The sequence below is a fragment of the Caballeronia grimmiae genome (assembly GCF_000698555.1).
GTDB classification, from domain to species: domain Bacteria; phylum Pseudomonadota; class Gammaproteobacteria; order Burkholderiales; family Burkholderiaceae; genus Caballeronia; species Caballeronia grimmiae.
The window spans coordinates 50,972-64,199 of the sequence record NZ_JFHE01000020.1 but is presented as its reverse complement, the minus strand read 5'-3'; the positions used below and the strand labels follow the sequence as shown (position 1 = coordinate 64,199).

12 protein-coding genes are annotated in these 13,228 nt (G+C 61.4%); 4 read left to right on the top strand and 8 right to left on the bottom strand.

Annotated elements, in window-relative coordinates; genetic code table 11:
- Window positions 1–10: 10 nt before the first annotated feature.
- From BG57_RS19545 to BG57_RS19510, 8 genes are all read right to left on the bottom strand, one after another.
- Window positions 11–2,719 carry a hybrid sensor histidine kinase/response regulator gene (locus tag BG57_RS19545; RefSeq protein WP_229753991.1) on the bottom strand — a complete coding sequence of 903 codons (2,709 nt, stop codon included), beginning with the start codon at window positions 2,717–2,719 and terminating at the stop codon, window positions 11–13.
- 190 nt (window positions 2,720–2,909) lie between these two features.
- On the bottom strand, window positions 2,910–4,130 hold the full coding sequence (locus BG57_RS19540; RefSeq protein ID WP_035967300.1) for a glycoside hydrolase family 88 protein: 1,221 nt from the start codon (window positions 4,128–4,130) through the stop codon (window positions 2,910–2,912).
- A 115-nt stretch (window positions 4,131–4,245) separates the two neighbouring features.
- Window positions 4,246–5,142, bottom strand: coding sequence for a helix-turn-helix domain-containing protein (locus BG57_RS19535; RefSeq protein ID WP_035967299.1), 897 nt, complete (start codon window positions 5,140–5,142; stop codon window positions 4,246–4,248).
- 138 nt (window positions 5,143–5,280) lie between these two features.
- The gene (locus BG57_RS19530) at window positions 5,281–5,754 is read right to left on the bottom strand and encodes a MaoC family dehydratase (RefSeq protein ID WP_052005899.1); all 474 of its coding nucleotides are present in this window, start codon (window positions 5,752–5,754) and stop codon (window positions 5,281–5,283) included.
- Window positions 5,751–6,950, bottom strand: a complete 1,200-nt coding sequence (locus tag BG57_RS19525; protein ID WP_229753990.1) for a CaiB/BaiF CoA transferase family protein — start codon at window positions 6,948–6,950, stop codon at window positions 5,751–5,753. The genes BG57_RS19530 and BG57_RS19525 overlap by 4 nt, the downstream gene beginning before the upstream one ends.
- 23 nt (window positions 6,951–6,973) lie before the next feature.
- Window positions 6,974–8,137 (bottom strand): acyl-CoA dehydrogenase family protein, encoded by a 1,164-nt coding sequence (locus tag BG57_RS19520; protein ID WP_035967298.1) that lies wholly within the window; start codon window positions 8,135–8,137, stop codon window positions 6,974–6,976.
- The gene (locus tag BG57_RS19515) at window positions 8,134–8,946 is read right to left on the bottom strand and encodes an enoyl-CoA hydratase/isomerase family protein (protein ID WP_075583171.1); all 813 of its coding nucleotides are present in this window, start codon (window positions 8,944–8,946) and stop codon (window positions 8,134–8,136) included. The genes BG57_RS19520 and BG57_RS19515 overlap by 4 nt, the downstream gene beginning before the upstream one ends.
- A gap of 4 nt (window positions 8,947–8,950) precedes the next feature.
- Window positions 8,951–9,376: a MaoC family dehydratase gene (locus BG57_RS19510; protein ID WP_035967296.1), complete on the bottom strand. Its 426-nt coding sequence runs from the start codon at window positions 9,374–9,376 to the stop codon at window positions 8,951–8,953.
- 309 nt (window positions 9,377–9,685) lie between these two features.
- Here BG57_RS19510 and BG57_RS19505 point away from each other — a divergent pair, with 309 nt between their 5' ends.
- The 4 genes from BG57_RS19505 (at window position 9,686) to BG57_RS33850 (ending at window position 13,145) form a co-directional block, all read left to right on the top strand.
- On the top strand, window positions 9,686–10,720 hold the full coding sequence (locus BG57_RS19505; protein ID WP_035967295.1) for a TRAP transporter substrate-binding protein: 1,035 nt from the start codon (window positions 9,686–9,688) through the stop codon (window positions 10,718–10,720).
- Window positions 10,721–10,770: 50 nt separating this feature from the next.
- Entirely contained in the window at window positions 10,771–11,304 is a 534-nt protein-coding gene (locus BG57_RS19500) for a TRAP transporter small permease (RefSeq protein ID WP_035967368.1), read from the top strand.
- A 10-nt stretch (window positions 11,305–11,314) separates the two neighbouring features.
- Window positions 11,315–12,586 carry a TRAP transporter large permease gene (locus BG57_RS19495; RefSeq protein ID WP_035967293.1) on the top strand — a complete coding sequence of 424 codons (1,272 nt, stop codon included), beginning with the start codon at window positions 11,315–11,317 and terminating at the stop codon, window positions 12,584–12,586.
- A gap of 157 nt (window positions 12,587–12,743) precedes the next feature.
- Window positions 12,744–13,145 (top strand): porin, encoded by a 402-nt coding sequence (locus BG57_RS33850; RefSeq protein ID WP_229753989.1) that lies wholly within the window; start codon window positions 12,744–12,746, stop codon window positions 13,143–13,145.
- Window positions 13,146–13,228: the final 83 nt, after the last annotated feature.

The following is a 13,228-nucleotide window of genomic DNA, read 5'->3' as shown; positions in this document are numbered from 1 at the left end:
CGATATCCCCTTAGATATCGTCTCGGGAGTCGCACGTCGCCAGCAGACTGAGCAACGCATCGATGTCGACTGGCTTGACAAAGTGATGATCGAAGCCAGCTGCCTGAGCTTTTAGCCGGTCCTCCGCCTGTCCATAGCCTGTGATTGCAACGAGCACGGGAGACTTGTGTCCCTTGACGCGCAAGTGCTTCGCGAGCTCATACCCGTTCATCCCGGGCAGGCCGATGTCCAGCAGCGCGACGTCAGCACCAAACGCCACGTATTGTTCCAGGGCTTCGTTGGGCCCATAACAGGCGCGCGTCACATGGCCCTCTGACTGGCAAACCAGTGACAAGGAATCGGCCGCATCGCGGTTGTCATCGACGATCAGGATGCGGAGGCCGTTTCGCGCCGGACGCAAGGGCATCTTCCCGACGATAGTGGGAACGACATCGTCCGGTGAATTCAGGCGCGGAAACGACATCGTGACTGTTGTCCCGCATCCGGGCCCCTGGCTTTCGATACGAATCGAGCCTTCATGCATTTCGACCAGCTTGCGCACCAAAGACAGTCCAATGCCCAGTCCTCCTTTGGAACGATCGAGCGTGCGTTCGCCCTGCGAGAACAAATCGAAAATTCGCGGCAGTAAGTCGGCGGCAATGCCAGCGCCGGTATCCTCAACGACGATATGAACTTGCGCGGCGTCCGCCGACACGCGTACACGAATCTCGCCACCCGCAGGCGTGTATTTGCATGCGTTGTGCAGGACGTTGATCACGATTTGCGCCATGCGCGTCGTGTCACCGCATACCCAGACGGTCTCCCTCGGAACATCGATGGTCATCGTCTGCTTGTTCTCGTCGACCTGTTGAGCGACCGACTCCGCAGCGCCGTAGACGACCCCGCCTATCAGCAGCGGCTCGCGCTGCAGAACTATGCGGCCCTGCGTGATGCGCGATACTTCCAGCAGGTCGTCCACGAGCCGCGTCATGTGTGAAATCTGGCGTTCCATCGAAGCGATGAGCGGCTCAGGGTCGCCCGCCGACGCCCCGCGACGAAGCAGGCTCACCACGGTTCTCAGCGGTGCGAGCGGATTCCTGAGTTCATGCGCGAGCATCGCGAGGAACTCGTCTTTTCGCTTGTCAGCATCACGCAACGCGATTTCCATGCGCTTGCGCTCGCTGACGTCCGAGAGACTGGCGACGATGACGTCGGCGCGGCCGTCTTGTCCGCGCTGCATCACTGCACTGCCGTGCATCCAGTGTTCTTCTCCGGACAGATGAATTCGCACTTCGAAATGAATCGCGTTTTTGCGGCTCGCCCGAAGCTGTCGAATACCGACCTCGAGCATGCCGCGGTCATCGGTATGAACGCGGGCCATCGCTTCGTCATACGTGAGCGTGGTCGCTGTGGTCGAACTCGGATTCAAAGACGCGCTCGTACTGGCGCCTTCAATGGAGAAGAGGTACTTGTCGAGATCCAGCGTGACAATGATGATGCTCGCCGCTTCCATCGCCACCGCGAGCCGGAGATTGCGCGCCTCACTGATCGCCTGGGCGTGCCGTTGTTCTGTCACGTCGATGGTCGTACCAAACCATTCGTACAGTCCGCCGCGTTCGTCGCACAGGGGTACGGCTCTCGCGAGCATTATTCTGTACGCGCCGTCGGCTCTTCGCATGCGGAAGCTGGCATCGCGAACGCCCAGCTCACGCAGCGCCTCGCCCCATTTGGCACTCAGCTCGGCCTTGTCATCCGGATGCACGAGTTCCATCCATGCATGTCCAACCAGCCGCTCCGGCGGCAAACCGGTGAAAGCTTCCCAGTCTCCGTCGATGGGTTGCATCTCGCCATCGCGATTGGCCGACCACACGAGCGCCCCCGACGAGCGCGCCAATTCGCGGTAACGGCGCTCGCTTAGCGTAAGGCTCGCCGCCGCAGCACGAATCTCCGACACATCGGAGGTGATGCCGAACACGCGCTGTGCTCCGGTGTGCGCTTGCCGTGTAACGTGTGCCCGCATTCGCAGCCAGCGGACTGTCCCGCTGCACGGCGAGACAGGGAACTCAAGCTCGAAGGGGCCGCCTTTAGCGAGGGCGTCATCGATTGAGACGAGAAACCGCTGCCGGTCCTCCGGAGGCACCTTGTCCCACAGCAAGCGAAGCGGCACCTTTACAGGGTCGCCTTCGATGCCATACAGCCGGGCGAGAACGGGCGTTATCCAGGCGACTCCGGCTTCGAGGTCCCACTCCCATGCCCCGAGGTCCGCCGCCTCGAACGCAGACATAAGACGCGCCTCGTTCTCTGCTTGAACTTCGGCGGCATGCTTGCATTCGTGGACATCGACACCGATCACCGTGAACGCCGACGCGCGGTTCTCGACGCACTGCAGGCACAGCCGGTGCCACATAGGTTCGCCGTCCAGTCGAAGCAGTCTCGCGTAGACGGCGTGCTCGGGGCAGGCCGGGCCGAGCGACGCGATGGCGTCGTCGAGTGCGGGAACATCGGCGGGGCAAATGAGTTGTCGCAAAGGCACGGCGTCGGCGTGAGCAGCGGGGCCGAAGTAACGCCGCGCGCCTTCGTTCTGGTGCGTTACAGCGCCGTCCTGGTCAACCGTCAGCAGCAGTACGGACAAAGAATCGACAGTGGTGGCTTTACGCTGAAGGTTCATATCCGATAGGCACCCGCCGTAGATAGCGTTTTTTGAATGAAGCAAGGCTTCCTCAGCATAGCGCAATCCCACGGAGGTTCGCGGGTCGGGTGGAGTCGTCGTCGGGTGAATGATCCTCAGGAACTATTCCGCTTGGAGCGAATACTTAAGAGCCGAAATGAATCACCAGGTGGTAGTGAATCTCAAGCTTATCGAAAGGCTTGAGCACAAAAAAAGCCGGCATCGTACGATGCCGGCTTCGTTCAAAAAGAAACCGAATGCGTCAGGCAAGCGGAATACGAGCATCGTCGAGCGGGCGCAGCTTGCCCGGATGCACCGCGCGGCACAGCGCCTCGACGAAGAAGAAGTCGCCAAACATGGTCGCCCCGTCCACGCCGATATTGTGCGGCTTCGAATAGCAAGAGTTATGAAGCAGGCCATGCTGGCCTTCCTTCGTGAACTCATCGCGACACAACGCTTCGAGCATCGCGGCGCCATGACGCTGCCACTTCGCGGCGGCTTGCGCATCGGGATGCAGCCGCGCCATTTCGAAGAGCGCCGATGCGACCACCGCAGCCGCAGCCGTGTCCTTGATCTCGGCGTCGCGGCCCGTGGCGTCGAAGTCCCAGGGCGGCACCTGCCGGCCATCGAGGCGACGCATGTAGTAGTCGGCAAGCCGTTCCGCCAGATCCAGATACACGCGCTTGCCCGTCTCGCGCGCAGAGTTGATGTATCCGTAGATCGCCCACGCCTGGCCGCGGCTCCACGCGGACTCGTCGAAAGCGCCCTGAAACGTGTAGCCGCGTTTGCGTGCGCCGCTTTCAACATCGTATTCGACGGCGTGATACGTCGAGTCGTCGGCGCGGACGAAGGCACGCGCGGTCATCTCGGCGTGGGCGTCGGCGGCTTGCCGGTAGCTGCCGTCATCGGCATGATTCGCGGCCCAGTACAGCAGCGACAGATTCGCCATCGTATCGATCGCGGATGCGCTGCGGCCACGCGGATCGGAGAGCGGTCCCCATGACGCGAGGTACGCGCCGTCGCGTGTCGTCACGAGCCTCGCGCGCAGCTTGTCGGCCGCTTCGAGCGCGACGCTCGCGAACCATTCGTCGCCCGTGATGTGATGGCCCGGTATTGCGCTGCTGTCGAAGATGAAGCCGATGTCGTGCGTGTTCGGATCCTGCGCGCGCTGCGCGACCAGCAGCATGCGGGCACGCGCCCATTCGAGGAATCGTGCCTCGCCGGTATGAACGTACGAGGTCAGCAGAAGCCCAACCCAGAAGCCGCAAAACCAGTTGCCGTGGCTCCAGGCGTCGCCGTCGTAGCCTGCCGAAAGCGAGGCGGGCAGGCGCACCCATTCGCCATCGGGACCCGTCACTTGCGGAAATTCAACGCCGAAAGTTAGCTCGTCGTTGGCCACCTTCCGTGCGGTCTTATCGAGCGTTTCGCTAAAAAGCCTGATCTGTTCTGCGTGCAGCGCCAGCGGATTCGTTGCGTTCGACACGTTGTCTCCTTGAGTTCGTCATGCGCAGATCGATTCTAAGAACCGCTCATGCGACGGCGTTAGGATGAAACGCGTGAACTGTTGGACATTTCCGCGCTGAAGCGCCAGCGACAAGTCAGATATGCAATTTTTCGAGGCTGCGCCGGTAGTCGATCGGCGAGCGGCCCGTGTGTTTGCGAAAGCAGCGGCTGAAATAGGCTGGATCGTCGAAGGACAGCATCGCCGCGATCTCGGCGACATTTACTTCGGAGTGCAACAGTAATCGCTTCGCCTCGAGCATCACGCGCTCGCGGATGAGCTTGGGCGCCGTGCTGCCAAGCGCCTGACGCGTTGCTTCGTTGAGCGCTCGCTCGGTGACGTTGAGAAGGCGAGCGTAATCGGCCGCTTCATTGACGGAGCGGAAATGCTTTTCGAGCAGGCTCTTGAAGCGGCGTGACAGCAGAACGCTGCGCGACGCAGCGGCGTCGCGCATGGCGGCGGCATCGCACATGCGCGCAACCTTGATGAGAAACACATGCAGCCAGGCCCAGATTGCATCGGTGTAGCCGACCTCTTCATTCCGGTACTCTTCGCGGATGCCGTCCATCACGCGCATCAGTTCGCGCACCTGAGCATCGCTCAGATGGAGGCAGGCGTCGAGCTGCTCGAAATTGTAGGCGGGAACTTCGGTTTCGGTATGACGGTTCTGGACTCGAAACGCGAAGAACTCGGATGAAAAGCTGATCGAATAGCCGAGCGTGTCGGCGGACAGGTCCAGATCGTGGATCTGTCCCGGCGTCATGAAATAGAGCGTATGCGGGCGCACGTCATAGCGCACCGAATCGATCACGTGCGAGCCGCTTCCTTCGATTACCCACATCACGTGATAGAAGTCGTGGCGATGCGGATATACCAGCGTCGATTTCAGCGCCTCGATGGGTGCGAGATGGAAATCCCGTGTCTTGACGTGCGCGCCGTATTCGTAGTCGTCGATCTTGATGACCGGGACGTGGCAGCAACATGCGGTATCCAACTGTCTCCTCCTCGTCGGTGGCGCTCTGTCTTGGCGCCTGCCAGCGGTCCGGCGATTCTCGGACCCATGTAGGAGTGTAGCCGTGCATGGGCCCTCGACGTTACTGGCATTTACACCGTGAAAGCGTGGCGCGCGAACTCATGCGGCGAGATTGCGCGCCATCATCGCTTCGTCGAAACGCAGTTCCTTCAGTGCGGAAAGCCCGCTCAGCACGACGCGCCCAAGCTGATTTCGAACGGTCGTATCCATTACGAGAATGTGCTTGGCCGGCTTCTTTTCGACGACGCAAACGTTGATCGTGACCGTATCGCCGATATATACCGGCCCCAGGAAGCGCAGTTCCTGTCCGACATACGCGAAGCCCGGCCCCGTGAGTTGCGTATGCGCCGCCGAGACGAGCGCCGCCGTCAGCAGCCCATGCACGACGCGCCGGCCGAACGGCGAGCATTCGGCGAATGCGTCTTCCATGTGCAGCGGGTTCAGGTCGCCCGAGAGATGCGCGAACGCGTTGACTTCAGCTTCGGAAATCGTGTGCACGATCACCTGCGTGCGGCCGATATCGACATCGTCGAAGCGCAGGAGCGCGGGCCAGTTGTTCGTTTGTGCGCTCACGCTTCTCTCCTCGATGTCAATGCGATGCCGCCTTCGACATAGGCGTCGATCTCTTGCGGCGTATAACCCAGTTCCGCGAGCACTTCGCGGGTATGTTGTCCCTGTTTCGGCGGGTGGCGACGCAGGCCCGGCGCTTCGCCGTCATAGCGCACCGGATGCGCGAGCACGCGCACGGGGCCGGCTTCGTCATGGTCGAACGACATGATCATCTGGTTGTGCGCGACTTGGGGATCATGCTCGACCTGCTCATAGTCGTTGACCGGCGCGAACCAGATGTCGTGTTCCTCGAAGGTACGCATCCACTCTTCCGTTGTGCGCGTCTTGAGCGTGTCATAGACAAGCCGATTGATTTCGTCGCGACGCAGCACGTTGTCCTTCGGATGTGTGAACTCCGCAAGCGCCGGACACGACAACGCCCCCGCGAGCTTTTGCGTCGGCGTGAGAGACATCGCAATGTAGCCATCGCGCGTCTTGTACACACCGTAGGGCGCCGGATGGAAGCGGCTGCCCGTCGGCGGATGCGTGCGCGCCCACAGCGGCCCCTTGTTCATGTAGTACGTGAACGGTTCGATCTGAAGATCGAGCGCAGCATTGAGCAAATTGCTTTCGATGCGCGCGCCTACGCCCGTGCGCTCGCGCGCCTGCAACGCAGCGATGACGCCGAACGCGGCGAGGGCGGCGGCGTGCTGATCGACGATTGCGGAGCCGACCGGCGTCGGCGGCGATTCGGCATCGCCGGAAAGCAGCGTCATGCCGCTCATCGCCTGCAACAGCAAGTCCTGACCGGGGCGCTTCAGATACGGTCCGGACGATCCGTAACCGGTGCATGAACAGTAGACGAGTCGCGGATTGACTTCGTGCACCTGCGCATAACCGAAGCCCATCTTGTCCAGCACGCCGGGACGATAGTTCTCGACGATCACATCGGCTTCGCGAATCAGACGCCACACGATCTCGCGCGCCGCTTCTTCGCGCAGATCGAGTGAGATGCTGCGCTGGTTGCGGTTGCCGAGCAGAAAGAAGACGCTTACGCCTTCGATAAACGCGTCCGCGCCGGTCCAGCTGCGTTCGAATGCACCGCCCGGAGGTTCGATCTTGATGACGTCCGCACCGACATCGGCGAGCATCTGAACGGCGGCGGGGCCTTGCAAAAAGTGGGTGAAACTCAGTACCTTGATGCCTTCCAGCATATCCATTCCCCCTCGGTTGCAGCGATCGTTCACGCCAGCAGCGTGCGCGCGATGATCATGCGTTGTATTTCCGATGTGCCTTCGACGATCTCCAGCACCTTCGCATCGCCGAACGCGCGGGCGACTGCGAACTCGGCCATCACGCCGTAGCCGCCATGAATCTGCACTGCCTGATGCGCGGCCTTCATCGCGTGTTCGCTCGCAAATAGCTTGGCTTGCGACGCCGCTGCGTCGAAGGGCGAGCCGGCATCCTTGAGCGCGGCGGCGTCGTAGAGCATGAGGCGCGCGGCATGGGCATCGGTCGCCATGTCGGCGATCTTGAACTGAAGGCCCTGAAACTCTGCGATCGCGCGCCCGAACGCGCGGCGCTCCTTCATGTATGCGATGGAACGATCCAGTGATCCCTGCAGAATCCCGAGCGCGAGCGCACCAATGAGAATGCGCCCCGTGCTGATCTGCGCGAGCGTCTGGCGCAGTCCCGCGCCGCGTTCGCCGAGCAGGTGGTCCGCAGGAATCGCGCATCGCTCGAAGAACAGTTCGTGCGTGATCGACGCGCGCCAGCCGATCTTGCGCAGCTTGCGGCCTTTGCTGAAGCCAGGTACGCCCTGCGGCACGATGAAGCTGGAGATCTCCTTGCGGCCGTCGGGTCGCGTGCCCGTCACCGCCGCGATCACCGTTGGCCCGCCGATTTCGGTGCCCGAGTTACTGATGAACGTCTTTGCGCCATCGATGATCCATCGGTCGCCATCGAAGGTCGCGCGTGTGCCGATGTTCGCGGCGTCCGATCCGGCGTCGGGCTCGGACAGTCCGATCGAGCCGATCTGCGAGCCATCCAGGATAGGCCGCAGGAAGCGCTCCTTCTGCTCGGTCGTGCCGTAGTTGCTGAGCAGGCTCGCCACCGTTGAATTGGCCATCAGCGCATTGGCGACGGCGCAATCCACGCGTGCAAGCTCTTCCAGCACGATCACGAAGGATAGCCAGTCGCCACCGCCGCCGCCGAACCGTTCGGAGTAGGGCAGACCAGTGAAGCCGAGCTCGCACGCCTGTCGCCAGAGCGTGTACGGAAAGGCTTCCTGTTCCCAGAGCGTCTCCGATTGCGGTGCGATTTCCTTTTCCGCGAAGCGTCGGACGGCTTCGCGGATCATCGTGTGCTGTTCGCCAAGCCAGTGCGGTTGATTGATCGAGTTCGTCATGGCGTGACCGGTGCAGGTTGAATTTGAGCAGCGTGCCGCGCGCCTCTTCGTTCGATGAATTGCCTGAGCCCGGCGCGCGCGCCTTCGCTCGCAAAATTCACGGTGTAATGCGCGGCTTCGAAATCGAGCCCTGCGGACAGGGGCAATTCATTTGCACGGTTCAACGCGCGCTTGGCCATCTCGACCGCGAAGGGATCGTATGAAGCGAGTGTTTTTGCAAGCGACTGGACGGCATCGAACAGGGCTTCGGGCGCAGCGAACTCATGAATGAAGCCGAACGGCTCGCATTCCTGCGCGGAGAAGCGCCGGCCGCTCAACACAAAGCGCTTTGCGCATGCAAGTCCCATCTTGGCGACGGCGAGTTGCGTGCCGCCCCAGCCGGGCATCGTGTTGAGCGTGATCTCCGGGAATGCGAAGCTCGCATTCGTCGACGCCAAGATGAAATCGCATGCGAGCGCCAGTTCGAAGCCGCCGCCGAGCGCATAGCCGTTGACCATCGCGATGGTCGGCTTCGCACACTCGTGCAGGCGCAGCAGCGCGCGCTGTCCGGCCACCATGTCGCGATAGGCAGCGACGCCATCCATCGAGACGAGCCGTTCGATATCGTTGCCGGCTGCGAACGCCTTCGGACCGCTGCCGGTGATCGCAATGACGCGCGTCGAATCGTCGGCAAGCGCGTCTTCGATGCCTTTGTCGAGCGAGGCCAGCATTTCGGGTGTGAATGCGTTGAGCTTGTCGGCGCGATTGAGCGTCAAAAGACGCAACGGGCCGTGCTGAGTGACGAGAACGGGAGGGGAAGATGTCTGCATAGCGTCACAGCACTTTCAGATAGGTGTTGCCCGACGCCACGACGACGCCATCCTGGCGTGTCACATCGGCGGTGAACACGCACACGTTGCGTTCTTCGTCCTTCTCCGCAAGCGTCAGACGCGCAGTCACGGTATCGCCGATGAACACCGGCGCATTGAACGTGATGTCGTAGCGATACGAGACCGCGCCCGGACTCGGCGCCTTCTGCGCCATATAGCCCATGACCGTGGACAGGAAGCCGACCGACAAGCAGCCTTGCGCAATGCGCTTCTCGAAGCGCGTGCCTTTCGCGTATTCCTCGTTGAGATGCACGGCGTAAAAGTCGCCGACGATGCCGGCGAAACCATAGATGTCGTATTCGGATACGGTCTTGGCGAAGTCGGCGGTGTCGCCGATTGCATAGCAATCCATATGAGGACGTTTGGCCATGTCGTGAATTGTCGTGGTGAGTTGAGTCGATACGGCGGGATGCGTTCTCACACCGGGCCGTCAGCGTGAAGTCACTTTAAAGAGAGGCCCCATTCAACGGGTAGGACGGTTCGCGCGATCTTTTGGACTTTTTTGCAGCGCGTCGCGGGACTCGCATTCGCGCCGTTAAAAAGTCCAAGAAATCCGAAGGGCGGTCCTAACGCACCTTTCACGCGATCACAAATACTGGCGTCAACCCGCTGGCCTGCAATTGGAAATGTCCAGACGAGCCATGCGCGGGCCGGTGTCCATATCGAGCAAGGAGACAATATGAGTTCGCTTTCCAAAGCGCAGAGCATGCTGCGCGTGGCGATGAGCGCGGCGCTCGCCGTGATGTCCATCAGTGCATCGTCCGGCGTGATGGCGCAAGACAAGGTCGTGATGAAGCTCGGCCACACGCTGGCTCCCGATAACCACTATCAACTCACCGCGCAGGTGTTCGCCAAGGAAGTGGCGGCGCGAACGCATGGCCATGTCGAGATTCAGCTCTTTCCGCAATCGCAGCTCGGCGGCGAAGTGCAGATGGCGCAGGCATTGCGAACGGGCACGCAGGAATTGATGATTTCGGCGCAGGCGCCCATCGACAATACGATCAAGCAGTGGCAGATCTTCGACATGCCGTATCTGTTCTCCAGCATGGACCAGGCGAACGGCGTGCTGCAAGGTCCGGTCGGCCGCAAGTATCTCGACATGATGAAGCCCGTCAACATGATCGGCCTCACGTGGCTCGCAGTGGGCGAACGCAACCTCTTCACGACCAAGCGCCCCGTGACATCCCTCGCGGACATGAAGGACCTCAAGGTGCGTGTGATGCAAAGCCCCGGCTACATCGCGGGCTACAAGGCGCTAGGCGCGAATCCGACGCCGCTCGCGTACAACCAGTTGTTTCTCGCGCTCTCGCAAGGTCTCGTGGATGGCGCGGACACGTCGCCGGAACAGTTCGTTCAGGACAAGTTTTCCGATGTCGCCAAGCATTTCTACGTGACGCACGTGAACTACCTGCCGGTCGTGCTGGCGATGAGCAAGGCGTCGTGGGACAAGCTCTCGCCTGCTGATCAGAAGGCGTTTCAGGAGTCCGCGAAGATTGCAGCGGACTACGACCTGAAGGAATACAAGCATGAGTACGACGCTGCCATCACCGCGATGAAATCGAAGGGCATTCAGGTGACGATGGTCGATACCGCGCCGTGGGAGCAAGCCACCAAGGCCGCGCGCGATGAACTGATCGCGAAGATTCCCGACGGCCCGGCGCTCTATCAGGAGATCAACGCGGCCAAGCAAGCGTCGGCGGTGGCATCCAAATGACGGATGCGAACGACGGCCGTGGTTCCCACCTGGCATCGGAGATGACACGCATGGAAAAGCTCGCGCGCGGCTTGATGTTGGTCGACGACATCGTGCTGAAGATCAATCTGTTCATCTGTAGTTGCCTGCTGCTCGGGGCGGTGATCGTGGCCGGTCTCGGCGTGGTCTTCCGCTTCGTGTTGCACGATTCTCTGTCGTGGTCCGATGAAGTCTCGGCCTATCTGTTCGTGTGGCTCACGTGCCTGGGCGCGGCAGCCGGCGTGAAGCTGCGCGCGCATCCGGAAGTGCGCGTGCTGGCTGATCGCGTGCCCGCTGCGTTCGCGCCGTTGCTCCAGGACTTCACCGACTGCGCGATTCTTGCGCTCGGCGCGGTGTTCGTGCTGTACGGCGCCGACATGCTTGCGCTGATGGGCACCGAGACGGCCGCATCGATTCCGATCTCGATGGTCTATCCGTATCTATCGATTCCCGTGTGCGGCGCGCTGCTCGCGTTTCACTCGCTGGTGCGCATCGTCGTATCGCATCTCGCACCGCAGGCACAGAGCAACGCCACGCTGGTCGAAGGCGTATCCGAACATCTCTAGGATAAATATCATGTGGGCAATCGCTTTTGGCGCAGGACTGCTCGGGTTGGGCGTGCCCGTTGCGATCTGCATCGGCATCGCAGCCACGCTCGCGCTGTCGCTGAACGGCACGCCGCTGCTGGTGATTCCTCAGCAGCTCTTCTCGAATCTGAACAACGTCGGCTTGCTCGCCATTCCGTTCTTCATGCTGACGGGCGCGATCATGGATTCGGGCGGCGTATCGAAGCGCATCATCGAGTTCTCGCAGGCGCTGGTCGGGTTCATGCGCGGCGGCATCGGTCAGGTGACGATCGTCGCGAGCATGTTCTTCGCGGACCTGTCCGGATCGGCCACGGCCGATACCGCGGCGATCGGCTCGGTGATGATTCCGGGCATGGTGAAGAAGGGATACAACCGCGCCTTCGCGGTGGCGCTGCAATCGGCGGCGGGGTCGCTCGGGCTGCTATCGCCCGTGTCGATGAGCATGCTCGTGTATGCGTACACGGCCAACGTTTCGGTCGGCACGATGTTCATCGCCGGCATCATTCCGATGCTGCTGGTGGTTGCATCGTTCATGATCGTCAACTACGTGACCGCGGTCAGGCACGACTACAGCGCAGTCGAGCCGTTCGACGGGCGCAAGCTGTGGACCACGTTTCGCGAGGCGTTCTGGGCGTTGCTCACGCCGATCATCATCCTGGGGGGCATTCTCGGCGGCATATTCACGCCGGTGGAAGCGGGCGTGGTTGCGGCGGTCTATGTGACGCTGGTGAGCGCGTTCATCTTCCGCACGCTGAAGCTCTCGCATTTCAAGGATATTCTGGTCCGCACTGCGGTGAACACGACGCGCGTGTCCTTCCTGCTTGGGCTCGCGTTCGTGCTCGGCCGTTATCTGATCGAAGCGCAGATTCCGCTTCACGTGGCGAACAGCTTCCTCGCCGTTACGACGAGCGCCATCGTGCTGCTGATCCTGATCAACCTGTTCTTGATCGTCGCGCACACCGTGCTCGAAACGATCTCCAGCATCGCCGTGGTCATTCCCGTGTTTCTGCCGCTGGTCGTGCAGATGCATATCGACCCGGTCGTGTTTGGCGTGATCGTGCTGATCAACTCGGCGATCGGCATCAACCTGCCGCCGATCGGCTTCTGTCTGTTCACGGCGGCGTCGATTGGCGGGGTATCGGTGGAGAAGGCGACACGCGCGATCATGCCATTCATCCTCGCGCTGGTGATCGACCTGCTGCTGATCATTTTCTTCCCGCATATTCCGCAGTTTCTGCCGCACTTGCTGGGGGCGAAGTGAGGGGTTGAGTTTCTGGAAACGCGCGGGCTGGGCAGTGACTCGCGCCTGGCTCGCGTGATTTCGGCTTATACGTGCGATGGCCGGGTGCGAGGCCCATCTCATACGCTTGCGACGGCTGAAGGTTCAGCCGTCGCTTTTTTTGTTCTTTAGCCCACGCGTGGACAACGGATGGGGCGATCACTCGCTCAGCAATTCCATTAAGTACCTCTCGCCGATATTCGGCGGCTTCCGGGTCTCGGCACAGTTCAGCCCCGGAGGCGTCGCCGGTGATTTATCGAACCGCAAGAAAGAATCCGTCGGACTGAGCTACGCGAACAATTCGTTCAGCGCCGCTGCGGTGTTCTCTCGCATCAACAACCCTGCGACCTCGATTTACGACGAAACCGCCAGCCCGGTTGCCGGAGGCACGTGCAACAACCCCAGCGGCTACGCTTCTGCGGGTGTCAATCACCGGTTCGGCCCGGCGCTCTTCGGCTTCACCTACACGAACACGCGCTTTCAGGACGTAGTACGGAGATCATCGATTCCGCTCTCGGGAACCGCGGCCTTCAACAATTAAGAGGCGCTCGCGACCTATAACGTCAGCCCGTCGCCGCTGCTCGGCGCGTCCTTTGACTAGACGAAGGCGGAAACGGCGAAGTA

Bases quoted from the DNA above. Each gene is read 5' to 3' on its own strand.
- BG57_RS19525 (WP_229753990.1), bottom strand. From the start codon at position 6,950: ATGGATATGCTGGAAGGCATCAAGGTACTGAGTTTCACCCACTTTTTG.
- BG57_RS19510 (WP_035967296.1), bottom strand. From the start codon at position 9,376: ATGGCCAAACGTCCTCATATGGATTGCTATGCAATCGGCGACACCGCC.
- BG57_RS19495 (WP_035967293.1), top strand. From the start codon at position 11,315: ATGTGGGCAATCGCTTTTGGCGCAGGACTGCTCGGGTTGGGCGTGCCC.
- BG57_RS19515 (WP_075583171.1), bottom strand. From the start codon at position 8,946: ATGCAGACATCTTCCCCTCCCGTTCTCGTCACTCAGCACGGCCCGTTG.
- BG57_RS19500 (WP_035967368.1), top strand. From the start codon at position 10,771: ATGGAAAAGCTCGCGCGCGGCTTGATGTTGGTCGACGACATCGTGCTG.
- BG57_RS19505 (WP_035967295.1), top strand. From the start codon at position 9,686: ATGAGTTCGCTTTCCAAAGCGCAGAGCATGCTGCGCGTGGCGATGAGC.
- BG57_RS19520 (WP_035967298.1), bottom strand. From the start codon at position 8,137: ATGACGAACTCGATCAATCAACCGCACTGGCTTGGCGAACAGCACACG.